The following is a 25,068-nucleotide window of genomic DNA, read 5'->3' on the forward strand; positions in this document are numbered from 1 at the left end:
AAATGAGCGTAAAAAAAGAAAGAGTAGATGTACTATTAGTAGAGCGAGGACTTATAGAAACGCGTGAGAAAGCAAAGCGCGCCATTATGGCCGGACTCGTATATGCAAATGAGATGAGACTTGATAAGCCAGGAGAGAAAATCTCGCAAGATACTGAGATTACGGTGAAGGGACAAGTTATGCCGTATGTAAGTCGTGGTGGTTATAAACTTGAAAAGGCATTAGAGACATTTCATCTTGATTTACAAGATAAAGTTATGATAGATATTGGTTCATCAACTGGTGGCTTTACAGATTGCGCGCTTCAAAATGGAGCGAAATTATCTTATGCATTAGATGTAGGATACAATCAACTAGCGTGGAAATTACGTCAAGATGAGCGTGTTGTTGTAATGGAACGAACAAACTTCCGTTACGTGACACCAGCAGACTTAGAACGTGGTTTACCTCAATTTGCAAGTATTGATGTTTCATTTATATCATTGAAGCTTATACTGCCAGTTTTAAAAACAATGCTTATGCCTAACGGAGATGTAGCAGCGTTAATTAAACCGCAGTTTGAAGCTGGAAGAGAGCAAGTTGGGAAAAAAGGTATCGTTCGTGATAGAAAAGTACATGAAGCTGTTGTAGAAATGATTGTCGAGTTTGCTTTAAAAGAAGGCTATGATGTGGAAGGTTTAACATTCTCACCAATTACGGGTGGGGATGGTAATATTGAATTTTTAATTCATCTGAAATGGCATGGTGAACGTGAGAATGGCGAAAATCATTCTCCGATTTCTATAGAGCAAGTTGTTACAGAAGCGCATGAAGTTCTAAAACAAAAAGGGAAAGGGGAATAACATATGTTGTTCCTCTTTTTGCTGTAATTGTATAATGATTGTAAAAACAATTGTGTACAAGAAACGAATTATAAGTTAACATAAATAAGTGAAGTATACCAATGTTTAAACTATGGTAAGAGATAGTGTGAGGTGCAAATGTATGAATAAAGGTCAGCGCCATATTAAAATCAGGGAAATTATTGCAAACAAAGAAATTGAAACACAAGATGAATTAGTTGATATTTTACGTAATGAGGGATTTAATGTAACGCAAGCAACAGTATCGCGCGATATTAAAGAACTGCACTTAGTGAAGGTGCCATTACATGATGGGCGCTATAAATATAGCTTGCCAGCAGATCAACGATTTAACCCGTTACAAAAATTAAAACGAAATCTAGTGGATTCATTTGTAAAATTAGACACGGCAGGACATATGCTTGTGCTAAAAACATTGCCTGGTAACGCTCATTCACTTGGAGCACTTATTGATCATTTAGAGTGGGATGAGATCATCGGAACCATCTGTGGTGATGATACTTGCTTAATTATTTGCCGTACACCTGACGATACAGGTGTTGTCTCTGATCGTTTCTTAAATATGTTGTAACAAAAAATCTTGTTTGCTTTCCATCGTAAAGTGGAAAGTGAACAAGATATTTTTATTGGTTAAAAATATGAATTTTCAATTGTAATATAATATTTTGTTTGCATAAAGTTAGAAAATAGATGGATTGACCCGTAAAACAAATGTTTGGTACAATGAAGCGGGTTAGAAGAGTATATACATACAAATATATAGCATGATTATTTGAATGAAGAACTGAGAAAATCCTTTAGTAAGGGATTATTTTATAACGAGGTGAATGGGGCATTGTTATCGGAATTATCGATTAGAAACTTTGCTATTATTGAAGCATTAAATATTTCTTTTCAAAAAGGTTTAACGGTTTTAAGCGGTGAAACAGGGGCCGGAAAATCGATTATTATTGATGCAATTAGTTTACTTGTAGGTGGCCGTGGGTCAGCAGAATTTGTTCGATATGGAACAGAGAAGGCTGAGATTGAAGGGCTATTTTATGTTGAAGATGAGAAGCATCCATGTATTGAAAAGGCAGAAGAGTTAGATATAGAAATAGAAGATGGCATGATTATTTTAAAGCGTGATATTGCTGCGAACGGGAAGAGTGTATGTCGTGTAAATGGGAAGCTTGTTACACTTAGCATATTAAAAGAAATTGGGAAAACACTTGTTGATATTCATGGACAGCACGAAACGCAAGATTTAATGAATGAAGAACGACATCTGTTTATGCTTGATCACTTTGATGGGGATCGAATCGTTAAACAATTAGACATATATCAAAACGTATACGCTGACTATGAAAAATTAAAAAAACAATTGAAATCGTTAAGTGAAAATGAGCAACAAATGGCACATCGCTTAGATTTAATTCAATTTCAGCATGAAGAAATTCGCAAGGCGGATTTAAAGATGGATGAAGAAAATGAATTAACTGAGGAACGATTGCAAATTTCTAATTTTGAAAAGATTTATAAAGCGTTAGGTGATGCATATCGTTCGTTAAGTGCCGACGGACAAGGGTTAGATAATGTAAGAAGTGCAATGGGGCAAATGGAAAGTATTACACATTTAGATGAAGTGTATCAGGAGAATCATGATTCAATTGCAAATAGCTATTACTTATTAGAAGAGGTTGCCTATCAACTGAGAGAAAAGCTCGATATGATGGAATATGATCCAAATCGTTTAGATGAAATCGAAACACGTTTGAATGAAATTCGTATGCTAAAGAGAAAATATGGAAATACTGTAGAAGAGATTTTAGCGTATGCTGATAAAATTGAACAGGAAATTTTTACGATTGAAAATAAAGACGTTCATATTGAAACGACGAAGAAACAGTTGAAGGAATTAGAAAGTGTTATTCTGAAAGAAGCAACGTTGTTAAGTAATATGCGTCATGAGCTTGCAGAACACCTTACAAATGCAATTCATCAGGAATTAAAAGAATTATATATGGAAAAAACGAAATTTGAAGTGAGAATTATGAAGAGAGAAGGAAATGTAGAAGAGCCCCTTGTGGAAGGTGCGCCGGTAAGACTTACGGCGGATGGTTACGATCATGTGGAATTTTATATTTCAACGAACCCAGGAGAGCCGCTAAAACCACTTTCAAAGGTTGCATCTGGCGGAGAGTTATCTCGTATCATTTTAGCTTTAAAAAGCATTTTTTCTAAGCATCAAGGGGTTGCATCTGTTATTTTTGATGAAGTGGATACGGGTGTAAGTGGCCGGGTCGCACAGGCTATTGCGGAAAAAATTTATCGAGTATCAGTAAACTCGCAAGTACTTTGTATTACGCACTTACCTCAAGTAGCTTCAATGGCAGATTCACATTTATTTATTCGAAAACAAGTAGCGAATGATCGGACAATTACATCGGTTACTGTTTTAACTATGGAGGATAAAGTAACAGAAATAGCTCGAATGATTTCTGGTGTGGAAATCACAGATTTAACGACAGAGCATGCGAAAGAATTACTTACGCAAGCGCATCATTTTAAACAGACAGCAGAGGCTATCCAGTAATGGATAGCTTTTTTTCTCAAATGACGATTTCTTAATTCTTCCGGTTATAAATAAAGCACTGCAAGGAGAGATTAAAAAGTGAAGCCAAGAGGCTGAATGTGGGGTAGGAGCGAGGAGAGTGAACAAGTTGAAATTAGAAAAATTTCGAAAAATAATAGGTCTTTGTCTCCTTGTTTCTTTAGTTTTTATTGGATGTTTTAAACCGCTTCGAACGTTTATTTCATCACCGAAACAACTTGTTGTTTTTGAAGGACAACAATCAGAAATATCATCATTACCAGTTTTCAAAGCTTCATCCACAAATCGTCATGTATTTACAGTGAGTTCGAATGAACAAAAACAAGGACTTATGGTAAATTCTCATCAAAATGGTGAAGCTGATATGGTATTTCAGCTTGCTGGTTTTCCAGTAAAAAAAGTAAATGTGAAAGTGTTAAAAGATTTTAAAGTGATTCCAGGTGGACAATCAATTGGTGTGAAATTAAATACAAAAGGTGTACTTGTTGTAGGCCATCATTTAATTCAAACTGAAAAAGGTAAAATATCTCCTGGTGAAACAGCAGGTGTACAAATTGGAGATATGATTACTGAAATTAATGGTAAAACAATTGAAAGAATGAGTGATGTAGCACCGTTTATTCATAATAGTGGAGAAACAGGTGAACCGCTTAATCTTGTATTGTTAAGAGATGGAAAATATATTCGTACGAAGCTAACTCCACAAAAAGACAACGGTGAATCGTCTTATCGAATTGGCTTGTATATCCGTGATTCGGCAGCTGGAATTGGAACGATGACATTTGTTCATCCAGATTCTATGAAATATGGGGCACTTGGTCATGTTATTTCTGATAATGATACGAAAAAGCCGATTCAAGTCGAAGATGGACAAATTATGCGCTCGACAGTTACATCAATTGAAAGAGGTAGTCATGGGAATCCAGGGGAGAAATTAGCAAGATTCTCACCAGACCGTGAAGTGATTGGCAATATTACAATTAATAGTCCATATGGTATTTTTGGAAAATTAAATACGAATATGAAAAACGGGATAATGGATAAAGCAATGCCTATCGCATTATCTCATCAAGTAAAAGAAGGACCGGCAAAAATATTAACAGTTATTGATCAAGATAAAGTAGAAGCGTTTGATATTGAAGTCGTTAGTACAGTGCAGCAAAAATTCCCAGCCACAAAGGGTATGGTAATAAAAGTAACAGATAAACGTCTATTAGCGAAAACGGGCGGTATCGTACAAGGAATGAGCGGAAGTCCAATTGTACAAAATGGAAAAGTAATTGGTGCTGTTACACATGTATTTGTAAATGATCCAACATCAGGATATGGTGTTCATATTGAATGGATGTTACATCAAGCTGGAATTAATATTTATGATCAAGAGAAAAAAGCGAGCTAATATATATTATTAGCTCGCTTTTTCTGTTGAAAAATTCGTTGAAATTTTGTAAAAGCTCCGCAAGAGGTGTTTTTTGTTGTAAAATAAAAGGAAAGGGTTGAACGTTTCGTTGTATTTCTATGATGGAATGTGTTGCGAAAGGGAATAAATGAACGATAAACATATTTTTTTGTGATTTTATCGGAAAGTAAGAAACTTTAAAAGGGAATTTTCACACAATTGTCGAACAATTCATGTAGCCTAGAAGGATACACATGTCGGAGAATCGATTCGGTAAGGGAGGAAAAGCTGTGGAGAAAATTAAAGTATGTCTTGTGGATGATAATAAAGAACTAGTATCAATGTTAGAGAGCTATGTAGCCGCTCAAGATGATATGGAAGTAATCGGTACTGCTTATAATGGTCAAGAGTGTTTAAACTTATTAACAGATAAGCAACCTGATGTACTCGTTTTAGACATTATTATGCCACACTTAGATGGTTTAGCTGTATTGGAGAAAATGCGACATATTGAAAGGTTAAAACAGCCTAGCGTAATTATGTTGACAGCATTTGGCCAAGAAGATGTGACGAAAAAAGCAGTTGACTTAGGTGCCTCATATTTCATATTAAAACCATTTGATATGGAGAATTTAACGAGTCATATTCGTCAAGTGAGTGGTAAAGCAAACGCTATGATTAAACGTCCACTACCATCATTCCGATCAGCAACAACAGTAGATGGAAAACCGAAAAACTTAGATGCGAGTATTACGAGTATCATTCATGAAATTGGTGTACCCGCTCATATTAAAGGATATATGTATTTACGAGAAGCAATCTCCATGGTATACAACGATATCGAATTATTAGGATCGATTACGAAAGTATTGTATCCAGATATCGCAAAGAAATATAATACAACAGCAAGCCGTGTGGAGCGCGCAATTCGTCACGCGATTGAAGTAGCTTGGAGCCGTGGGAATATTGATTCTATTTCGTCCTTATTCGGTTATACAGTATCCATGTCAAAAGCAAAACCTACGAACTCTGAGTTTATCGCAATGGTTGCGGATAAGCTGAGACTTGAACATAAAGCTAGCTGAGAGTAGAAGTAGCAATGGGTTTTCGTTTTAGTAAAACCGATGTATGCTGGAACGCTATGCTCGATGTTAATTTTAAAGCCAATAAACTTTTTAATGAAAGACCAATGAATGTTATAATTCGTTGGTCTTTTTATTTTGTTGAGAAAAAGAGATTATTTGATAGTGTGGAAAATAAAACCTATTTTCAGTAATATTACATGTAAGTGAGTTTTTTATAAGGCAATAAAATAGATATAGATAGGGAGAAGGGGAATGGAAAATAAAATTTCAACTTGGCTAGGGATAGTAGCAGCTATGGGAGTTCTTGCTATTGCAGTTACATTTGGAATGTTAGAACTTGCAGATAATCCAGTAGATAAAGAAGTGAGCGCTCAAATAGATAAAAAAGAAGACCAAACAATAGTAGGTAGAGAGGTGGATGGGGTCTTTGTTGATGTGTATGTTACTGAAAATTCTACTGAAAGCGAAGTCATTACAGCGATGCATCGCATGACTCATCAAAAAGTGGTGGCAGAACGAAAATCGGGCTCTATCCCAATGATTCAAAGTAATGCTAAAAAATTAAAAGAAATTATAAATAAGAGTAGCTTTACGAAGAAAAATGAACTTTTAGCAATTGCTGATAGATGGGCAAAAAAAGATTTTAGTAAAATTGTAGAAGATCACAATTATTTCTCGGATGCTCAAGAAGATAGCGTTTGTAAAGTAACTAGAGCAATGGATGCATTAGAAGAGCAACATTATATTTTAACTACATTCGGGGAGGAAAAAGCGAAAGAACTATACGAATCAGGGGATGCTCCGCACGTTCAATAAAAAATAATATAAAGGACTTCTCTAGTTTTTTTATTATCGTGTTTTAAGGACGTAATGGGACTTATAAATAAATGGTCTGCTTTCTTTATGACGTGTAACAAAAAAAGAAAAGATGTGATTCATTATTAAATGATGAAGGAACGGCTAAATCACATCGTAGTACATCTGTTAAAGGATTTTAGTAGGAAAGGCATCCGTGATATAATAGAAAATAATAAAAAGTCCTGCAAAACAGGACTGTATTATTCTTCGTCTTTATTTTGTTTTTCTAATTCAACTAGCTTTTGAATTAAAATGTGCTGCGGCATATGCATGAGTTGTTCAAGTGGAACACCTAGTGCTTTTGATAAGCGGACTGCAGTATCTGGAGAGATTTGTAATGGTCTCATAGAAGTACCTCCTTTTTCGTATAGTATAGCATAAGATTGGGGGAGTGAGGATGACTCTTATATTTGCACATCGTGGTGCGGCTGGAACGTACCCAGAAAATACAATGATTTCATTTGAAGCGGCTGAGTCTTTTAGAGCGGATGGAATTGAACTTGATGTTCAATTAACGAAAGACGGAAAAGTTGTCGTCATTCATGATGAAACGGTGGACCGGACAACAAATGGAAAAGGTGCGGTTCGGAATTATGTATATGAGGACTTATGCAAGTTAGATGCAAGTTATAAATTTGGTGATAAAGTAGGTTTTTGTAAAATACCACTTTTAGAAGAGGTATTAGAATGGCTTGCACAAACGAGTTTGCTACTTAATATTGAACTTAAAAATAATAAAATTCCATACAGAGGTTTAGAGGAAGAAGTTATAACGCTTGTACGGAAATTTAGTCTAGAGGATCGTGTTATATTTTCTTCGTTTAATCACTACAGTATGAAACGGTGCCATATGATGGCTCCTGATATTCAAACAGCAATTTTATATCGCGAAGGTTTGCATAGTCCGTGGGCATACGCGAAAAAAATGGGCGCTACAGCAGTACATCCGAATTATCGTTACCTTCAAGATGCTATTGCCGAACTAACGATGGAAAGTGGTGTAGAGGTTCGCCCTTATACAATTAATGAAGAAACGCTTATGCGTAAATATTTTGATATGAATATATCGGCGATTATTACTGATTACCCTGAAACGGCCAGAACGTTAATGCCAATAAAAAAATGAGACCGCGTGTAACGGTCTCATTTTTTTATTTATAAATAGTGGGGCATTCCTATCTTCTAAAGCGAGCTTGTACTTTATTTCGTTTACGGTCTCGGTGCAAGACGAAGCCACCGAAGATATAAAACCCGAGCCCGAAGCAGAGAGCGCCGATTAAAAATTGTAACCACAGTATAGAGATTGGTGGAAATAGAATCCCGAATACAGTATCTCTCATTAACTTTATACCAAACACAGCTAATGAAATAGGGATGAGTGCTAATAGTAGAGCAACGTAACGCTGCATACATAACGCTCCTTTTCAGATTATTTCGTATATTTTAATGATGTTATAAGAAAAGGGGGTTTGTCAAGAGGGTGCTGAACGAGTAAGATAAAGGTGTGAAAAAATTTGCAGAGTTACTTCGAGAGGAAGTGGGATATATGAAACAAAAAGTATTAATTGTTGGTGCAGGTGAAGGCGGGAGCGCACTGCTGAATCTGTTACAAAGTTCGAATATATTTCAAATTATAGGGATTATTGATATAAATCCGTTGGCAAAAGGACTACAAATTGCTAAGGAATACGGGATTGCAATTGGAGAAAGTGTAACTCCATTTCTTTCTATGCATATCGATGTAATATTTGATATGACAGGTGAAGATGATGTGCATAAGGTTTTATTGGAAAAAAAGAAAAAAGACACTCTTCTTATACCAGGTGATATCGCAAAAATTGTTACAGGATTAGCGCATGAGAAGGAAGGGCTGATTGGGCGATTAGAGGAACAAACGCAACAAGGAGAATTAATTTTAAATTCTACACATGACGGCATGATCGTAATTGATCGAGAGGGACAAGTTCGTCTTTTTAATAAAAGTGCAGAGCGTATTATCGGATATAAAAAAGAAGAGGCGATAGGAAAATATATTTTAGAAGTCATTCCAACTAGTAAATTACTTCGCATTATACGTACGAAACAAATAGAAGTAAATTATGAACTAACATTAGAGAATGGAAAGAAAATTATTACAACGCGTATACCGATATTAAAAGAGGGCGGAGAGGTACAAGGGGCATTTGCAATTTTTAAAGATATAACAGAAGTTGTAGATTTAGCGGAAGAAGTTACAGATTTAAAGGAGATTCAAACACTATTAGAGGCAATTATTAACTCATCTGAAGAAGCAATTTCGGTTGTGGATGAAAAAGGAAGAGGTTTAGTCATTAACCCGGCATATACGAAATTAACGGGTTTAACAGAAGAAGATATTATTGGGAAGCCTGCTACAACTGATATTGTAGAAGGCGAAAGTATGCATATGAAAGTACTTCGAACGCGTCGTGCGGTGCGCGGAATACATATGAAGATTGGGCAAAAAAAGCGCGATGTAATTGTAAACGTGGCACCAGTCATTGTGGATGGAATATTGAAAGGAAGCGTCGGCGTTATCCGTGACGTGTCGGAAATTCAAAAGTTAACAAATGAATTGAATAGAGCAAGGCAAATTATTCGCACATTAGAAGCGAAATATTCATTTGATGATATTGTCGGGAATTCAGATGAAACAACGGCAGCTATCGAACAGGCGAAGCTAGGAGCAAATACACCAGCAACAGTGCTGTTACGCGGTGAATCTGGGACTGGTAAAGAATTGTTTGCACATGCAATCCATAATGGAAGTAATCGAAAATACAATAAGTTCGTCCGTGTAAACTGTGCGGCCATTTCGGAGACGTTGTTAGAAAGTGAATTATTTGGTTATGAGGAAGGGGCGTTTTCTGGAGCGAAAAGAGGCGGGAAACGTGGGTTCTTTGAGGAAGCAAATAACGGTAGTATTTTTTTAGATGAAATAGGGGAGTTATCTGCAAATACACAAGCGAAACTCCTTCGTGTACTGCAGGAAAAAGAAATTGTAAAAGTTGGTGGAACGAAAGCGATACCTATTAATGTTCGAGTAATTGCAGCGACGCATGTGAATTTAGAAAAGGCTATTCTAGAAGGGAAGTTTAGGGAGGATTTATATTATCGATTAAATAAAATCCCAATTCAAATTCCATCTCTTCGTCAACGTAAAGGAGATATACCGACAATTGCGGACAGATTGATTCAAAAAATTAATCAAGATTACGGTCGTAATGTAGAAGGGCTCACTGATTCAGCCATTTTATATTTACAATCATACGAATGGCCAGGGAATGTGAGGGAACTTGAAAATATTCTGGGAAGAGCTATTATCTTTATGAATTATAACGAGACCTATATTGATGTACACCATTTACCGCCATTACATAACGAAGAGCAGGTGGAGTCAAAGCAATCTCATTTATTACCTGAATTAGAAGAAAAGCCACTTGAACATTTAGTGACAGAGTTTGAAGGGAATATTATTCATGAATATTTGGAGAGATTTGATGGGAATAAAACGCAAACTGCAAAAGCGTTAGGAATTTCCGTTCGAAATTTATATTACAAGCTAGAAAAGTATGACCATGCAAAAAATAGCATGCAATAAATTGCGTACCGTGCAATTTATTGCATGGTATACAAAAAGCGACAAAATAAGACAGAATCTTTTGTTATTTTCCAAAGTATTGATTTTACTGCATTTTGAATGCGTTTTCATTATTGGTAAGACCACTTTTAAAAGTTGGCACGGTATTTGCTTTATAAATAGACGAGGGACGACGGAAAGGGTTGATTACAAAATATGAAGTTAGAATACTTAATTGATCAAGCAGCAGGGCAGCCTAAAAAAACTGTAGCTGTAGCAGTAGCTGAAGATCATGAAGTAATTGAAGCTGTAGCGAAAGCAATTAAATTACAGTTAGCTCAATTTCGTCTATATGGAAATCAAGAAAAAATAATGGGGATGCTACAAGAACATGGTTTACAAACTTCAGAACATGTTCAAGTGATTGCAGCAATGTCTAGTGCAGAGGCTGCAGAACTTTCTGTTAAAGCTGTGAGAAATGGTGAAGCAGACGTGCTTATGAAGGGGAACATCCCAACAGCGAATATTTTGAAGGCTGTGTTAAACAAAGAGTGGGGCCTACGTAAAGGTAGCGTACTTTCACATGTAGCAGCATTTGAAGTTCCAAATTACGATCGTCTTATTTTCGTTACAGATGCAGCGATGAACATCGCACCTGATGTAACACAAAAAGCTGCTATTATACAAAATACTGTAGAAGTTGCCCGGGCAATAGGAATCGACTTGCCAAAAGTGGCACCAATTGCAGCAGTAGAAGTTGTGAATCCAGCGATGCAGGCGACAATTGATGCAGCGATGTTAACACAAATGAATCGCCGCGGACAAATTAAAGATTGTATCGTTGATGGACCACTTGCTTTAGATAATGCAGTATCACAAATTGCAGCAGAGCATAAAGGCATAGTAAGTGATGTAGCAGGTAAGGCAGATATTTTACTCGTCCCAACGATTGAAGCTGGAAATGTGCTATATAAATCACTCGTATACTTTGCGGATGCAAAAGTAGGAGCAATGATTGCTGGCGCAAAAGCACCGATCGTTTTAACATCTCGTGCTGATTCAGCAGAAACAAAAGTATATTCATTAGCATTGGCAGTTGCGACTGCTTCAAAATAAACCAAAAAGGGTAAAACATTAGGGGGAAACGACAATGACATTAGAAATCTTCGAATACTTAGAAAAATATGATTATGAGCAAGTAGTATTTTGTCAAGATAAAGAATCTGGTTTAAAAGCAATTATTGCAATTCATGATACAACACTTGGACCGGCTCTTGGTGGAACAAGAATGTGGACATATGATTCTGAAGAAGCGGCGATTGAAGATGCATTGCGTCTTGCAAAAGGGATGACATACAAAAACGCAGCAGCTGGTTTAAACTTAGGTGGTGCGAAAACAGTAATTATCGGTGATCCTCGTAAAGATAAGAGCGAAGCAATGTTCCGTGCACTAGGACGTTATATCCAAGGACTAAACGGACGTTACATTACAGCTGAAGATGTTGGTACAACAGTAGATGATATGGATATTATCCATGAAGAAACTGACTTTGTAACAGGTATCTCACCATCATTCGGTTCTTCTGGTAACCCATCTCCGGTAACTGCATACGGTGTTTACCGTGGTATGAAAGCAGCTGCAAAAGAAGCTTTCGGTACTGACAATTTAGAAGGAAAAGTAATTGCTGTTCAAGGCGTTGGTAACGTAGCATATCACCTATGCAAACATTTACACGCTGAAGGAGCAAAATTAATCGTTACAGATATTAATAAAGAAGCTGTACAACGTGCTGTAGAAGAATTCGGTGCATCAGCAGTTGAACCAAATGAAATTTACGGTGTTGAATGCGATATTTACGCACCATGTGCACTAGGCGCAACAGTTAATGATGAAACTATTCCACAACTTAAAGCAAAAGTAATCGCAGGTTCTGCAAATAACCAATTAAAAGAAGATCGTCATGGTGACATCATTCATGAAATGGGTATTGTATACGCACCAGATTATGTAATTAATGCAGGTGGCGTAATTAACGTAGCAGACGAATTATATGGATACAATAGAGAACGTGCACTAAAACGTGTTGAGTCTATTTATGACACGATTGCAAAAGTAATCGAAATTTCAAAACGCGATGGCATAGCAACTTATGTAGCGGCAGATCGTCTAGCTGAAGAGCGCATTGCAAGCTTGAAGAATTCTCGTAGCACTTACTTACGCAACGGTCACGATATTATTAGCCGTCGCTAATCATTCATATATAACTTTTACAAAAGGTGTGGTTACCTCTTATGAGGTTTCCACTTCCTTTTGAATTTATTAGTGGAGGTAGCAACATTGTCTGTAAATCGAATTCTTGTTATTAACCCAGGTAGTACATCCACAAAAATTGGTGTTTTTGATAATGAAAGACCCGTTCTAGAAGAAACGATTCGTCATGACGTAGAACAGATTGGAAAATATAAGAGAATTATCGACCAATATGAGTTTCGAAAAGAAACGATTTTAGAAGTTCTACATTCTCATGGTATTAACATTTCAAAATTAAACGCTGTTTGTGGGCGTGGTGGATTACTTCGTCCAATCGAAGGCGGTACGTATACAGTAAACGATGCGATGTTAGAAGATTTGAAAAATGGCTTTAGCGGTCATCACGCTTCAAACCTTGGAGGCATTTTAGCATATGAAATTGCTTCTGGATTAAACATTCCTGCATTCATTGTAGATCCTGTCGTTGTAGATGAGATGGAGCCGGTTGCTCGTATAAGTGGCATTGCTGGTATGGAACGCAAAAGTATCTTCCATGCATTAAATCAAAAAGCAGTTGCTCGTAAAGTAGCTGAACAGTTAAATCACAAATACGAGGATTTAAATTTATTAGTTACACATATGGGTGGCGGTATTACAGTTGGTGCTCATAAAAAAGGAAGAGTAATCGATGTGAATAACGGTTTAAACGGAGAAGGACCATTTAGTCCAGAGCGCGCTGGTACAGTACCAGTAGGGCAACTAGTAGAAATGTGTTTCTCTGGTGAGTATTACCGTGATGAAATGATTAAAAAACTTGTCGGACAAGGTGGACTTGTAAGTTTAATCGGTACAAATGATGCGATTAAAGTAGAGCAAATGGTTGAAAAAGGTGATCCTGAAGCAACTCTTATTTATAAAGCAATGGCATATCAAGTTGCAAAAGAGATTGGCGGAGCTAGCGCTGTACTTCACGGGAAAATCGATGCAATCGTATTAACTGGTGGACTGGCATACAGTAAAATTCTTGTCGATGAAATAAAAGAGCGAGTGGACTGGATTGCAGATGTTATCGTACATCCAGGCGAAGATGAGTTAGAAGCGTTAGCAGAAGGAGCACTTCGTGTATTACGTGAAGAAGAAGCTCCAAAAGAATACGTTGTACGTGAAAAAGAAACGGTAGCTAGGGGTTGAGATAATGGCAAAAGAATATGATTTAGTCATCGTTGGCGGCGGTACTGGTGGATATGTTGCTGCAATTCGTGCATCACAACTAGGGTTAAAAACTGCACTAGTCGAAAAAGAAAATCTTGGTGGTACTTGTTTACACAAAGGATGTATTCCTAGTAAAGCTCTTTTACGTAGTGCGGAAGTATATGCAACTGCTAAAAAAAGCGAAGAGTTCGGAGTTATTGCAAGCAATGTAGAACTAAACTTTGCGAAAGTACAAGAGCGTAAAGAGAAGATAGTAACGCAGCTTCATAAAGGCGTTCAACATTTAATGAAACAAGGTAAAATTGATGTGTTTGAAGGTATTGGCCGTATTCTTGGCCCATCTATTTTCTCTCCGATGCCAGGGACAATTTCAGTTGAACTTGCAAGTGGAGAAGAGAATGAAATGTTAATTCCAAAAAATGTACTTATTGCAACAGGTTCTCGTCCAAATTCATTACCAGGTTTAGAATTAGACGGAGAGTACGTAATGTCTTCAGATCATGCTCTAAAAATGGAAACGCTTCCTAGTTCGATTATTATCGTTGGTGGCGGTGTAATCGGTATTGAGTGGGCATCTATGCTTGCTGACTTCGGTGTAGAAGTTACAGTATTAGAGTATGCGAAAACGATATTACCACTAGAAGATCAAGACGTTTCAAAAGAAATGCAACGTCTATTCAAGAAAAAAGGTATTAAAGTGGTAACTGGTGCAAAAGTATTACCAGAAACATTGGTAAAAGATAATGGAGTAACAATCCAAGCTGAACACAACGGTGAAAATAAAGAATTTAAAGCAGAAAAAATGCTTGTATCTGTAGGAAGACAAGCGAATACGCAAAATATTGGCTTAGAGAATACAGATATCGTTGTGGAAAAAGGATACATTCAAACAAATGAGTTTTATCAAACGAAAGAATCGCATATTTACGCAATTGGAGATGTAATCGGTGGCCTGCAACTCGCTCACGTTGCTTCTCACGAAGGAATTGCTGCAGTAGAACATATTGCAGGGAAAGAAGTTACACCAATCGATTACTCTATGGTATCAAAATGCGTATATAGCAGTCCGGAAGTTGCTTCTGTCGGTTTAACAGAACAAGAAGCGAAAGAAAAAGGCTATAAGTTAAAAGTAGGTAAGTTCTCATTCCGCGCAATCGGAAAAGCACTTGTATACGGAGAATCAGATGGTTTCGTAAAACTTGTAGTTGATGAAGAGACAAATGACATTCTTGGTGTTCATATGATTGGACCGCATGTAACAGATATGATTTCTGAAGCGGGTCTTGCAAGAGTACTTGATGCAACACCTTGGGAAGTAGCACATACAATTCATCCGCATCCATCATTATCTGAGGCGATTGGTGAAGCAGCACTTGCTGTAGATGGAAGAGCGTTACACGCATAAAAATGTGGATTTAGGAGGTTATGAAAAATGGCAGAAGTAAAAGAAAAGCGCCATGAAGAGCTTGGCTTAAGTGATGAGCAAGTATTAGAAATGTTCCGTACGATGTTACTTGCACGTAAAATCGACGAACGTATGTGGTTATTAAACCGTGCTGGTAAAATTCCATTCGTAATTTCTTGTCAAGGACAAGAGGCTGCACAAGTTGGAGCGGCGTTCGCTCTTGATAGAGAGAAAGATTATGCATTACCATACTACCGTGATATGGGTGTTGTACTAGCATTTGGTATGACAGCTAAAGAGCTTATGTTGTCTGCTTTCGCGAAAGCTGGAGATCCAAACTCTGGTGGTCGTCAAATGCCTGGTCACTTCGGTCAAAAGAAAAATCGTATTGTTACAGGTTCATCTCCAGTAACAACGCAAGTACCACATGCAGTTGGTATTGCATTAGCTGGAAAAATGGAGAAGAAAGATTTAGTAACGTTCGTTACATTTGGAGAAGGTTCTTCAAACCAAGGTGACTTCCATGAAGGGGCAAACTTTGCTGGTGTACACAAACTACCTGTTATTTTTATGTGTGAAAATAACAAATATGCAATCTCTATTCCAGTTGAAAAACAATTAGCATGTAAAAACGTATCAGATCGTGCGATTGGTTACGGTATGCCTGGATATACAATAGACGGAAACGATCCGCTTGCAGTATATAAAGCTGTAAAAGAAGCAGCAGATCGCGGTCGCCGTGGTGAAGGCCCAACTTTAATTGAAACAGTATCATATCGTTTAACAGCACATTCTAGTGACGATGATGATCGTGTTTATCGTGATAAAGAAGAAGTAGAAGAAGCAAAGAAAAAAGATTCAATTATAACATTCGCGGCTTATTTAAAAGAAGCTGGTGTATTAACTGAGGAATCGGAAAAACAAATGTTAGACGAAATTATGCATATCGTAAATGAAGCAACAGAATATGCAGAAAATGCTCCGTATGCAGCACCTGAAGATGCATTGAAGCACGTATACGCAGAATAGGGGGGAACGTTTCATGGCTGTAATGTCTTATATTGATGCTATTACATTAGCAATGCGCGAAGAAATGGAACGCGATGAGAAAGTATTCGTTTTAGGAGAAGATGTTGGTAAAAAAGGTGGCGTGTTTAAAGCGACACACGGTTTGTATGATCAATTTGGTGAAGATCGTGCGCTTGATGCACCGCTTGCAGAATCTGCAATTGCTGGGGTAGCAATTGGTGCGGCAATGTATGGTATGCGTCCAATCGCTGAAATGCAGTTTGCTGATTTCATCATGCCAGCAGTAAACCAAATTGTTTCTGAGGCAGCAAAAATTCGTTATCGTTCTAATAATGATTGGACTTGTCCAGTTACAATTCGTGCACCATTTGGCGGGGGTGTTCACGGTGCATTGTATCATTCACAATCTGTAGAAGCGATGTTTGCAAACCAACCAGGTTTAAAAATTGTTATCCCTTCTACACCATATGATGCAAAAGGCTTATTAAAAGCAGCCATTCGTGATGAAGATCCAGTATTATTCTTCGAACATAAACGTGCATATCGTTTAATTAAAGGTGAAGTGCCGGAGGATGACTACGTATTACCAATCGGAAAAGCAGATGTAAAACGTGAAGGTGATGATATTACAGTTATCACGTACGGATTATGTGTTCATTTTGCTCTTCAAGCGGCTGAAAAGTTAGCACAAGATGGCATCTCTGCACACATTCTTGATTTACGTACTGTATATCCATTAGATAAAGAAGCAATCATTGAAGCAGCTTCTAAAACAGGTAAAGTTCTTCTTGTAACAGAAGACAATAAAGAAGGAAGCATTATGAGTGAAGTGGCAGCAATTATTGCTGAAAACTGTCTATTTGATTTAGATGCGCCAATCGCACGTCTTGCAGGTCCAGACGTTCCAGCAATGCCATATGCACCAACAATGGAAAAATTCTTTATGGTAAATCCAGATAAAGTTGAAAAAGCAATGCGTGAACTTGCGGAATTTTAATCGGGGGGACTATACATGGCTGTAGAAAATATTACAATGCCTCAGCTCGGGGAGAGCGTTACAGAGGGCACAATTAGTAAATGGCTCGTTAATGTTGGCGATCACGTAAACAAGTATGATCCGCTTGCAGAAGTAATGACTGATAAAGTAAATGCTGAAGTACCATCTTCTTTCACGGGGATTGTAAAAGAGTTAATCGCTGGTGAAGGTGATACGTTAGCTGTAGGTGAAGTAGTTTGTGTGATTCAAGTAGAAGGCGCAGATGAAGTAGCAGCAACAGCTGTTGAAGAAAAAACGAAAGAAGAACCAAAGGCAGAAGTAGCTACGTCTGAAAAAGCACCGAAAGTAAAACAACCAACTGATGGAAAACCACGTTTTTCACCAGCTGTGTTAAAACTTGCGGGTGAGCATAACGTTGATTTAGATCTAGTAGAAGGTACGGGAGCAAACGGCCGTATCACTCGTAAAGATATTTTAAAGCTAGTGGAATCTGGAAATATTCCGCAAGCAGGTGCAGCGAAGAAAGAGGAAGCTGTAGCGGCAGTAGTAGAAGCTCGCCCAGAAGCACCAAAAGCAGCACCAGTAGCGCAAAAAGTAGAAGCTGCGAAACCAGTTTCTGTACCTACAATGCCTGGAGATATCGAAATTCCAGTAACAGGTGTGCGTAAAGCGATCGCAGCAAACATGTTACGTAGTAAACATGAAGCACCACATGCTTGGATGATGATTGAAGTAGATGTGACAAACCTTGTGTCATACCGTAACTCAATTAAAGGTGACTTTAAGAAGCGTGAAGGCTTTAACTTAACGTTCTTTGCTTTCTTCGTAAAAGCAGTAGCACAAGCGTTAAAAGAGTATCCTCAAATTAATTCAATGTGGGCTGGCGATAAAATTGTTCAGAAGAAAGATATTAACCTTTCTATCGCTGTTGCAACAGAGGAAGAACTATTTGTACCAGTAATTAAGCAAGCGGACGAGAAAACAATTAAAGGTATCGCTCGTGAAATTACAGAACTTGCAGGAAAAGTACGTACGAAATCGTTAAAAGCAGACGAAATGCAAGGTGGAACATTTACAATTAATAACACAGGATCATTCGGTTCTGTTCAATCTATGGGTATTATTAATTACCCACAAGCGGCTATTTTACAAGTTGAATCAATTGTAAAGCGCCCAGTAATTATGGATAATGGTATGTTCGGTGCTCGTGACATGGTTAACTTATGTTTATCACTTGATCACCGAGTACTTGATGGTTTAATTTGTGGTAAGTTCTTAGGGCGTGTTAAAGAAATTTTAGAAAACATGTCAGAAAATAATACATCTGTATATTAATAAAAAGCTCGCTTATGCGAGCTTTTTATTATCTTATTTCTTCATCTACATCCTACTATATGTATAAATATCTTTCCCAGTAATCTTACAATAAACGATTATGTATTAGGAATTTACGAAAATACATTGCTGATATATGGTATATGGATATAAAATAAGAAAAGAATAATTTTTTTGGCAAATCTTACTGATGAAACTGTAGTATAATATATTGTATTGTATGAAAAAGAGAGTTATTCTATATAAGTGTTTTATAGATAATGTGTAATCAGTCGTCAAAACATGAAGAATGTTGACTCCTGGTTTTTTATTTTTGCCGTAACAATGTTTCAGGAGGATGTCATGAAAAGAAGTACCGAGTTTCTAAAAAGTTTAGATGTAAAATTAATTTTAATTTTGTGTGCACTATGTGTGACGAGTATAGCTGCTATATATAGCAGTCAGCAAACGGGACAGTATGGAGCTGCAAACTTTGCTATGAAACAAGGTGTTAACTACATAATTGGGGTTGTATTGTTACTTCTTGTTGCAAGCATTGATTTAGATCAGTTACAAAAATTATCTTGGCCGCTTTATATTGCTGGGTTTGCTTCACTTATTCTTTTGAAAGTATTACCACCATCAGGTTTTACACCTGAAAAATTAGGTGCAAAAAGATGGTTTGTTTTCCCAGTATTTGGACAAATTCAGCCGTCTGAGTTTTTCAAAATTGCATTGCTACTTGTAGTAGCGAGTATAGCAGTAAAACATAATGCACAGTATATGGCAAGGACATTCCAAACAGATTTAAAGCTAGTAGGTAAAATTATGCTAGTGTCACTTCCACCTATGGCGGTTGTATATAGTCAACCTGATACAGGTATGGTGTTCTTATATGCTGCTGCTATTGCATGTATTCTATTTATGTCAGGTATTCAAAAGAAATTGATAGCATTATGTACAGTTATTCCGTTGACCATATTATCTGCTTTAATATTTATTTTCTTTAAGTATCAAGATTTTTTCTATAATAATTTAGTTACTTTACTAAAACCTCACCAACAGTCGCGTATTGTAGGTTGGTTAAATCCATTTGAAAATGCAGATCAAGGTTATCAAACGCAACAATCGATTTTAGCTGTAGGTAGTGGAGGAATGGAAGGTAAAGGGTTTGGGGGAGGAAGCGTCTATATCCCAGAGAAGCATACTGACTTTATTTTCGCTACAATTGCCGAAGAAGGTGGATTTATCGTAGCAGCCTTAGTTGTCTTCTTGTTCCTATTACTACTATATCGAACAATTATTATTGGTTATTCCGCTGATAATTTATTTGGTACATTATTATGCGCTGGATCGATCGGTATATTAACAGTTCAAATATTCCAAAACATCGGTATGATCGTTGGATTAATGCCTGTAAAAGGTATTGCATTACCTTTCTTATCGTATGGGGGAAGTTCCTTATTCTCGAATATGATTATGATGGGGCTCATACTATCGGTACGGAAAACGTATAAAAAATATATGTTTTCAGTTAAGTAAAAAAAGCTGGTTCGTTTTTAAACGAACCAGCTTTTTTTACATATATGCTCATAAACGTTGCAAACTAAAACAGGTTAGCAGTTTGAGACGGGTAAGGAGTGCAAAGTGATGCATATGCATATTTTTGAAGGAGCACGGCATCTTTCTAGTAGTGAATGGGTTATTCGGGCTATTATAGCATACATATTTTTAATATTAGTTGCGAAAGCGATGGGACAAAGGTCTATCGCACAACTTCGTTTTTTAGATGTTGTATTAGTGTTATTGCTTGGTGGGAATATTTCTAACGCATTGTCTGATGAAAAAGTAGGGTTACTGGGCTCGATGATTACAACGTTCATACTCGTTGTACTTCATATTATAAGCTCAGTTTTAATGCTGAAATGGGATAGATGGAGACGTTTTTTAGAGCCAGCACCTATCATTCTTATACATAATGGTTCCATTGATTTTAGCAATTTGAAAAAGGCGAGAATTACCGTGGAATATTTGTTTTCGGAACTTCGTATGCGAAATGTGAGCGATATTCAAACGATTAAATTAGCATTATGGGAAGCAAACGGTGTCGTTTCTATATTTCGGTATCCAGAATATGAAGCAGTTTCGCGGCTTGATCTTAAAGTGGCGGGAAAAAAATCTCCAGTTTCTTTTGTATTAGTAAAGGATGGGAGGATACAGAAAGATGTTCTTGCATTATTAGGAAAAACAGAAGCTTGGGCGAGAGAATTTCTAGAGGAGAGTACAGAAGTGGAATCTATTATGTTAGCTACAGTAGATGAATCACATAAAATAAATATTTTGTTAAAAAAATGAAAAATATACGCATTTTGTCGTTTCGAACATATGATACAATAGTGTGGACAACGAAAAAGGAGGCGATACGGTGGGATATGTAGAAGAATTACGAAAAATAGTTGGTCATCGCCCTTTAATTTTAGTTGGTGCTGTTGTACTCATTATAAATGAAAATGGATATGTTTTATTGCAGCAGCGGACAGAGCCGTACGGAAAATGGGGGCTACCTGGCGGGCTAATGGAGCTTAGTGAATCACCAGAAGAAACAGCTTATCGTGAAGTATATGAAGAGACAGGAATAAAAGTGAAGAACTTGCGACTAATCAATGTATTTTCTGGAGCGAACTACTTTACAAAATTAGCAAACGGTGATGAATTTCAATCTGTAACAACCGCCTATTATACAGATGAATACGAAGGGGATTTTGTTATGAATAAAGAAGAAGCAGTTCAGCTTAAATTCTTTTCAGTAACAGAACTACCTGACTATATTGTAGGATCGCATAAAAAAATGATTGCTGAATATATGAAGATTATGGAAAAAAAGATATAATTATAGTGAAAGAAATACAAAAACACAGTTCTGGTTGGTAGTCCAGACGCATGATTTCATGTCAGTAACCTTCCCCTCCGGGATGTCCTGTATTTCTAATCTTTTAAAGGAGGGGCTGTCAATGGATTTGACAGTATATCACGATGGCCAATTTTTTGTTGGAATCATTACATGTAAAGAACAAGGGAAATTGTATGGGGCGAGGTATATTTTTGGGGCGGAACCGTCAGATGAAGAAGTGCTTATGTTTGTGAATGGTTCACTTTTAGAGCATTTTCAGCACTTTGCAAAATGTGGTGTAGAAGTTAAAGAAAAACAGCGTCCTAAAAACATAAAGCGTATCATACGACAAGCAGCAAAAGAAATAAATATTAAACGTTTTACTAAGGCGCAAGAGGCGATTAGTTTATCTTATGAATTGCATAAACAAGAAAAGAAAGTGCAGTCTAAAGAGAAGCGAGAAGCTGAAAAAGAAAGAAGACGTTTAATGAAAGTACAAAAAGCAAAGCAAAAACATCGTGGTCATTAAAGAAAAGGTGTTAGAGCAAGAGCTCTAACACCTTTTCTATACTTAAATACAAGTAAACTTACTTGTATTTCATAAACATTAACTGGTAAGATACAAATAGGTAGTTTTAGAGGAGGGAAAAGAGTGATTAATTTTAACTTTTTTATGAATGATGTTGTCCGCCAAGCGCGTGAAGAGATTGTCTCTGCTGGATATACAGAATTGACGACGCCAGAAGCGGTAGAAGAAGCGTTTAAAAGAAATGGAACAACACTTGTAATGGTAAACTCTGTATGTGGTTGTGCAGGTGGTATTGCTCGTCCTGCTGCTGCGCATTCCGTACATTATGATAAACGTCCTAACCACCTTGTAACGGTGTTTGCAGGTCAAGATAAAGAAGCGACAGCAAGAGCGCGTGAATATTTCGAAGGGTACCCACCTTCTTCTCCATCATTTGCTTTATTAAAAGATGGAAAAATTGTAACGATGGTAGAGCGTCATGAAATTGAAGGTCATGAACCGATGCAAGTTATTGCGAAACTACAATCATATTTTGAAGAGAATTGTGAAGAACTATAAAAAATAAGAGAAAAGGCGGCACGTCCACAATCAAGTGGATGTGCCGCCTTTTTTATTTATTATTAAAATTTATGGAATATGCATAGTTGTGTTATTTTATGCATCATTTTATACATAAAAAATAGCATTTATATTGTTTTTTTATTTATTTTTATTTTATATATTGCATAAAAATAAAAGTGCTGATACAATACAAACATCGAATAAATATTCTATTAAACTTTTAAATATACATCATTAGGGGGAAGAAAGATGAAGAAGTTAGTATCAATATCGTTTGCACTTATTTTAATTGTAAGTATATTCAGCGCTTGTAGTAATGGGGAATCGAAAGAAACAAAAGGAAATAAAAAAGTACTCGTAATGGGAACTTCAGCAGATTATAAACCTTATGAATATGTAGATGCGTCAAAGAGCGATGAAATTATCGGCTTTGATGTTGATGTTGCTAAATATATCGGAAAAGAACTTGGGTATGAAGTGAAAGTGAAAGATATGGATTTTGGTGGTTTATTAGCATCTCTTAGTTCAGGAAAAGTTGATTTCGTAATGGCAGGCATGACGCCAACTGCAGAGCGTAAAAATAATGTTGATTTTACAGATATTTATTTTGTTGCGAAAAATATGGTCGTTTCTAAAAAGGATTCTAACATTAAATCTGTAGAGGATTTAAAAGGGAAAAAAGTAGGAGTACAAACAGGGTCTATTCAAGAAGAGAAAGCAGCAGAATTTAAAAAACAAGTAGATTTCCAGGTTGAGGGACGTGACCGTATACCAGAAATCGTACAAGAAATTAAAGCTGGTCGTTTTGACGCTGCAATTATAGAAGACACAGTTGCTAAAAATTATTTAGAGAAAATGAAAGATTTACAAGGAGTTGAAATTAAAGAAGCGCCAGAAGAAGTTGGAGCAGCAATTGCCCTTCCGAAAAACAGTGATAAAACAGCTGAATTTAATAAAGTAATTAAAAAAATGCAAGAAAATGGAGAAATGGATAAATTAGTGAAGAAATGGTTTGGCAGCGGAAAATAAGCTGCCTTTCACTTTTCTGTGAGGGGAATGAAAAGAATGAACTTAGATTTTTCGGCGATTACGCCTTCGATACCATATATACTAAAAGGTTTAGAAGTTACTTTGAAAATTGTAGCAGTATCAGCTTTAGCAGGATTTATTTTAGGAACGCTATTAGCACTTTGTAAAATTGCTAGAATACGAGCATTAAATATAGCAGCAGATTTTTATACATCAATTTTTCGTGGTACACCCCTTGTATTGCAATTAATGATTATTTATTTCGGTGTCCCGCAAATAATTGGTTATGAAATACCAGCATTCTTAGCTGCTGTACTTGCATTTAGCTTGAATTCAGGTGCATACATGTCAGAAGTAATTCGTGCTGGTATTCAAGCGGTGGATAAAGGACAAACAGAAGCAGCAATGGCTTTAGGGGTACCATACGGAAAAATGATGAGAAATATTATTTTCCCTCAAGCATTAAAAAATATATTACCAGCGCTTGTGAACGAATTTGCGACACTTACGAAAGAATCGGCTGTAGTAACAGTAATAGGCGCGACTGATTTAATGCGTCGTGCTTACATCGTAGGCGGTGAGACATTTAAATATCTTGAACCATTACTTTTTGTTGGACTGATTTATTATATGTTAGTCATTATTCTTACATTAGTCGGGAAGGCAATTGAAGGGAGAATGAAGAAAAGTGATTAAAATTGAAAACCTTCATAAATCATTTGGTAAAAACGAAGTATTAAAAGGAATTACAACAACGATTGAAAAAGGGGAAGTAGTTGCAATTATAGGACCTTCTGGATCAGGAAAATCAACATTTTTACGTTGTATGAATATGTTAGAAGCACCAACGGATGGTCACATTTGGATTGGAACGGAAGAAGTAACGAATCCGAAAACGAATGTTATGCATGTTCGTGAAAATGTCGGTATGGTATTTCAACATTTTCACTTATTTCCTCATATGACTGTATTAGAAAATATTACGTATGCTCCTACCAATGTAAAAGGGGTAACGAAGCAAGAAGCTGAAAAGAAAGCTGAGAAACTTTTAGAAAAGGTTGGACTAGTAGATAAAAAAGATACGTATCCAAATCGTCTTTCGGGAGGACAAAAGCAACGTGTAGCAATTGCAAGAGCGTTAGCAATGGAACCCGAAGTTATGTTATTTGATGAACCGACATCGGCGCTAGATCCAGAGATGGTGAAAGAAGTGTTAGAAGTTATGAAATCGTTAGTTACGACAGGAATGACGATGGCTATCGTTACACATGAAATGGGCTTTGCAAAAGAAGTGGCAGATCGTGTTCTTTTCTTGGACGGAGGAAAGCTTGTAGAAGATAGTGCGCCAGAAGAATTTTTTGCAGCGCCGAAAAGTGAACGTGCGCAACAATTTTTACAAAAAATATTGTAATATGAAAAGGTTATGTGAATAATAAGTAGAAAAGGATGACATTG

Annotated in this window: 25 protein-coding genes; 23 read left to right on the forward strand and 2 right to left on the reverse strand. The window is 36.8% G+C overall.

Going from position 1 to position 25,068, the window contains the following annotated elements; translation table 11 throughout:
- Nucleotides 1-2: 2 nt before the first annotated feature.
- The 6 genes from MR112_RS06855 to MR112_RS06880 all read left to right on the forward strand — a co-directional run bounded on the left by MR112_RS06855 (nt 3) and on the right by MR112_RS06880 (nt 6,756).
- Complete coding sequence (locus MR112_RS06855) at nt 3-842, forward strand: TlyA family rRNA (cytidine-2'-O)-methyltransferase (protein WP_000111875.1); 840 nt, start codon at nt 3-5, stop codon at nt 840-842.
- A 142-nt stretch (nt 843-984) separates the two neighbouring features.
- The gene (argR, locus tag MR112_RS06860; protein ID WP_001032580.1) at nt 985-1,434 is read left to right on the forward strand and encodes an arginine repressor ArgR; all 450 of its coding nucleotides are present in this window, start codon (nt 985-987) and stop codon (nt 1,432-1,434) included.
- 264 nt (nt 1,435-1,698) lie between these two features.
- Nucleotides 1,699-3,438, forward strand: a complete 1,740-nt coding sequence (recN, locus tag MR112_RS06865; protein WP_000947768.1) for a DNA repair protein RecN — start codon at nt 1,699-1,701, stop codon at nt 3,436-3,438.
- A 118-nt stretch (nt 3,439-3,556) separates the two neighbouring features.
- Nucleotides 3,557-4,855: a SpoIVB peptidase gene (gene spoIVB, locus MR112_RS06870; RefSeq protein ID WP_002000940.1), complete on the forward strand. Its 1,299-nt coding sequence runs from the start codon at nt 3,557-3,559 to the stop codon at nt 4,853-4,855.
- Nucleotides 4,856-5,145: 290 nt separating this feature from the next.
- Nucleotides 5,146-5,940, forward strand: a complete 795-nt coding sequence (spo0A, locus tag MR112_RS06875) for a sporulation transcription factor Spo0A (RefSeq protein WP_011110369.1) — start codon at nt 5,146-5,148, stop codon at nt 5,938-5,940.
- Between the two features lie 252 nt (nt 5,941-6,192).
- Nucleotides 6,193-6,756, forward strand: a complete 564-nt coding sequence (locus MR112_RS06880) for a PRK06770 family protein (RefSeq protein WP_000428229.1) — start codon at nt 6,193-6,195, stop codon at nt 6,754-6,756.
- A 242-nt stretch (nt 6,757-6,998) separates the two neighbouring features.
- On the opposite strand, the gene MR112_RS06885 is transcribed toward MR112_RS06880, so the two are convergent.
- Nucleotides 6,999-7,145, reverse strand: a complete 147-nt coding sequence (locus MR112_RS06885) for a YycC family protein (protein WP_001247671.1) — start codon at nt 7,143-7,145, stop codon at nt 6,999-7,001.
- A gap of 50 nt (nt 7,146-7,195) precedes the next feature.
- On the opposite strand from MR112_RS06885, the gene MR112_RS06890 reads away from it, so the two are divergent.
- Nucleotides 7,196-7,924 carry a glycerophosphodiester phosphodiesterase gene (locus tag MR112_RS06890; protein ID WP_000172575.1) on the forward strand — a complete coding sequence of 243 codons (729 nt, stop codon included), beginning with the start codon at nt 7,196-7,198 and terminating at the stop codon, nt 7,922-7,924.
- 49 nt (nt 7,925-7,973) lie between these two features.
- On the opposite strand, the gene MR112_RS06895 is transcribed toward MR112_RS06890, so the two are convergent.
- A complete protein-coding gene (locus MR112_RS06895) occupies nt 7,974-8,207 on the reverse strand; it encodes a DUF2627 domain-containing protein (RefSeq protein WP_001190211.1) in 234 nt (77 codons plus the stop codon).
- 137 nt (nt 8,208-8,344) lie between these two features.
- Between MR112_RS06895 and MR112_RS06900 the strand changes: the two genes are divergently transcribed.
- From MR112_RS06900 to MR112_RS06975, 16 genes are all read left to right on the forward strand, one after another.
- Nucleotides 8,345-10,417 carry a sigma-54 interaction domain-containing protein gene (locus MR112_RS06900; protein ID WP_033666632.1) on the forward strand — a complete coding sequence of 691 codons (2,073 nt, stop codon included), beginning with the start codon at nt 8,345-8,347 and terminating at the stop codon, nt 10,415-10,417.
- Between the two features lie 195 nt (nt 10,418-10,612).
- On the forward strand, nt 10,613-11,512 hold the full coding sequence (gene yqiS, locus MR112_RS06905) for a phosphate butyryltransferase (RefSeq protein WP_000764678.1): 900 nt from the start codon (nt 10,613-10,615) through the stop codon (nt 11,510-11,512).
- A 34-nt stretch (nt 11,513-11,546) separates the two neighbouring features.
- Nucleotides 11,547-12,647, forward strand: coding sequence for a leucine dehydrogenase (locus MR112_RS06910; protein ID WP_000171355.1), 1,101 nt, complete (start codon nt 11,547-11,549; stop codon nt 12,645-12,647).
- 87 nt (nt 12,648-12,734) lie between these two features.
- Nucleotides 12,735-13,838 carry a butyrate kinase gene (gene buk, locus MR112_RS06915; protein ID WP_000115781.1) on the forward strand — a complete coding sequence of 368 codons (1,104 nt, stop codon included), beginning with the start codon at nt 12,735-12,737 and terminating at the stop codon, nt 13,836-13,838.
- A 4-nt stretch (nt 13,839-13,842) separates the two neighbouring features.
- Nucleotides 13,843-15,264: a dihydrolipoyl dehydrogenase gene (gene lpdA / locus MR112_RS06920; protein ID WP_001051289.1), complete on the forward strand. Its 1,422-nt coding sequence runs from the start codon at nt 13,843-13,845 to the stop codon at nt 15,262-15,264.
- Nucleotides 15,265-15,291: 27 nt separating this feature from the next.
- Nucleotides 15,292-16,293, forward strand: a complete 1,002-nt coding sequence (gene bfmBAA, locus MR112_RS06925) for a 3-methyl-2-oxobutanoate dehydrogenase subunit alpha (protein WP_000852551.1) — start codon at nt 15,292-15,294, stop codon at nt 16,291-16,293.
- A gap of 13 nt (nt 16,294-16,306) precedes the next feature.
- Complete coding sequence (gene bfmBAB / locus MR112_RS06930; RefSeq protein WP_000290071.1) at nt 16,307-17,290, forward strand: 3-methyl-2-oxobutanoate dehydrogenase subunit beta; 984 nt, start codon at nt 16,307-16,309, stop codon at nt 17,288-17,290.
- A 15-nt stretch (nt 17,291-17,305) separates the two neighbouring features.
- A complete protein-coding gene (locus tag MR112_RS06935) occupies nt 17,306-18,625 on the forward strand; it encodes a dihydrolipoamide acetyltransferase family protein (RefSeq protein ID WP_000257660.1) in 1,320 nt (439 codons plus the stop codon).
- Between the two features lie 342 nt (nt 18,626-18,967).
- On the forward strand, nt 18,968-20,146 hold the full coding sequence (locus MR112_RS06940) for an FtsW/RodA/SpoVE family cell cycle protein (RefSeq protein ID WP_000831181.1): 1,179 nt from the start codon (nt 18,968-18,970) through the stop codon (nt 20,144-20,146).
- Nucleotides 20,147-20,254: 108 nt separating this feature from the next.
- Entirely contained in the window at nt 20,255-20,959 is a 705-nt protein-coding gene (locus tag MR112_RS06945; protein WP_000550974.1) for a DUF421 domain-containing protein, read from the forward strand.
- A 70-nt stretch (nt 20,960-21,029) separates the two neighbouring features.
- Nucleotides 21,030-21,494, forward strand: a complete 465-nt coding sequence (locus MR112_RS06950) for an NUDIX hydrolase (RefSeq protein WP_000542536.1) — start codon at nt 21,030-21,032, stop codon at nt 21,492-21,494.
- A gap of 121 nt (nt 21,495-21,615) precedes the next feature.
- A complete protein-coding gene (locus MR112_RS06955) occupies nt 21,616-22,023 on the forward strand; it encodes a YjdF family protein (protein ID WP_000366599.1) in 408 nt (135 codons plus the stop codon).
- 144 nt (nt 22,024-22,167) lie between these two features.
- Entirely contained in the window at nt 22,168-22,581 is a 414-nt protein-coding gene (locus tag MR112_RS06960) for a BrxA/BrxB family bacilliredoxin (RefSeq protein ID WP_001979317.1), read from the forward strand.
- A 252-nt stretch (nt 22,582-22,833) separates the two neighbouring features.
- Complete coding sequence (locus tag MR112_RS06965) at nt 22,834-23,613, forward strand: transporter substrate-binding domain-containing protein (RefSeq protein WP_000737675.1); 780 nt, start codon at nt 22,834-22,836, stop codon at nt 23,611-23,613.
- Between the two features lie 36 nt (nt 23,614-23,649).
- Nucleotides 23,650-24,309 (forward strand): amino acid ABC transporter permease, encoded by a 660-nt coding sequence (locus MR112_RS06970; protein ID WP_001046916.1) that lies wholly within the window; start codon nt 23,650-23,652, stop codon nt 24,307-24,309.
- Complete coding sequence (locus tag MR112_RS06975; protein ID WP_000590206.1) at nt 24,302-25,024, forward strand: amino acid ABC transporter ATP-binding protein; 723 nt, start codon at nt 24,302-24,304, stop codon at nt 25,022-25,024. Before MR112_RS06970 ends, MR112_RS06975 begins: the two co-directional genes overlap by 8 nt.
- Nucleotides 25,025-25,068 lie beyond the last annotated feature (44 nt).

Source organism: Bacillus cereus group sp. BfR-BA-01330, assembly GCF_022663885.1.
Lineage (GTDB): Bacteria > Bacillota > Bacilli > Bacillales > Bacillaceae_G > Bacillus_A > Bacillus_A cereus.

Excerpts from the sequence above, each read along its gene's own strand:
- bfmBAA (WP_000852551.1), top strand. The coding sequence starts at position 15,292 with ATGGCAGAAGTAAAAGAAAAGCGCCATGAAGAGCTTGGCTTAAGTGAT.
- MR112_RS06960 (WP_001979317.1), top strand. The coding sequence starts at position 22,168 with ATGAATGATGTTGTCCGCCAAGCGCGTGAAGAGATTGTCTCTGCTGGA.
- bfmBAB (WP_000290071.1), top strand. The coding sequence starts at position 16,307 with ATGGCTGTAATGTCTTATATTGATGCTATTACATTAGCAATGCGCGAA.
- MR112_RS06955 (WP_000366599.1), top strand. The coding sequence starts at position 21,616 with ATGGATTTGACAGTATATCACGATGGCCAATTTTTTGTTGGAATCATT.
- MR112_RS06900 (WP_033666632.1), top strand. The coding sequence starts at position 8,345 with ATGAAACAAAAAGTATTAATTGTTGGTGCAGGTGAAGGCGGGAGCGCA.
- MR112_RS06940 (WP_000831181.1), top strand. The coding sequence starts at position 18,968 with ATGAAAAGAAGTACCGAGTTTCTAAAAAGTTTAGATGTAAAATTAATT.
- MR112_RS06880 (WP_000428229.1), top strand. The coding sequence starts at position 6,193 with ATGGAAAATAAAATTTCAACTTGGCTAGGGATAGTAGCAGCTATGGGA.
- MR112_RS06910 (WP_000171355.1), top strand. The coding sequence starts at position 11,547 with ATGACATTAGAAATCTTCGAATACTTAGAAAAATATGATTATGAGCAA.
- argR (WP_001032580.1), top strand. The coding sequence starts at position 985 with ATGAATAAAGGTCAGCGCCATATTAAAATCAGGGAAATTATTGCAAAC.
- MR112_RS06935 (WP_000257660.1), top strand. The coding sequence starts at position 17,306 with ATGGCTGTAGAAAATATTACAATGCCTCAGCTCGGGGAGAGCGTTACA.
- MR112_RS06895 (WP_001190211.1), bottom strand. The coding sequence starts at position 8,207 with ATGCAGCGTTACGTTGCTCTACTATTAGCACTCATCCCTATTTCATTA.
- MR112_RS06965 (WP_000737675.1), top strand. The coding sequence starts at position 22,834 with ATGAAGAAGTTAGTATCAATATCGTTTGCACTTATTTTAATTGTAAGT.
- MR112_RS06970 (WP_001046916.1), top strand. The coding sequence starts at position 23,650 with ATGAACTTAGATTTTTCGGCGATTACGCCTTCGATACCATATATACTA.
- MR112_RS06890 (WP_000172575.1), top strand. The coding sequence starts at position 7,196 with ATGACTCTTATATTTGCACATCGTGGTGCGGCTGGAACGTACCCAGAA.
- MR112_RS06855 (WP_000111875.1), top strand. The coding sequence starts at position 3 with ATGAGCGTAAAAAAAGAAAGAGTAGATGTACTATTAGTAGAGCGAGGA.
- MR112_RS06945 (WP_000550974.1), top strand. The coding sequence starts at position 20,255 with ATGCATATGCATATTTTTGAAGGAGCACGGCATCTTTCTAGTAGTGAA.
- MR112_RS06885 (WP_001247671.1), bottom strand. The coding sequence starts at position 7,145 with ATGAGACCATTACAAATCTCTCCAGATACTGCAGTCCGCTTATCAAAA.
- lpdA (WP_001051289.1), top strand. The coding sequence starts at position 13,843 with ATGGCAAAAGAATATGATTTAGTCATCGTTGGCGGCGGTACTGGTGGA.
- yqiS (WP_000764678.1), top strand. The coding sequence starts at position 10,613 with ATGAAGTTAGAATACTTAATTGATCAAGCAGCAGGGCAGCCTAAAAAA.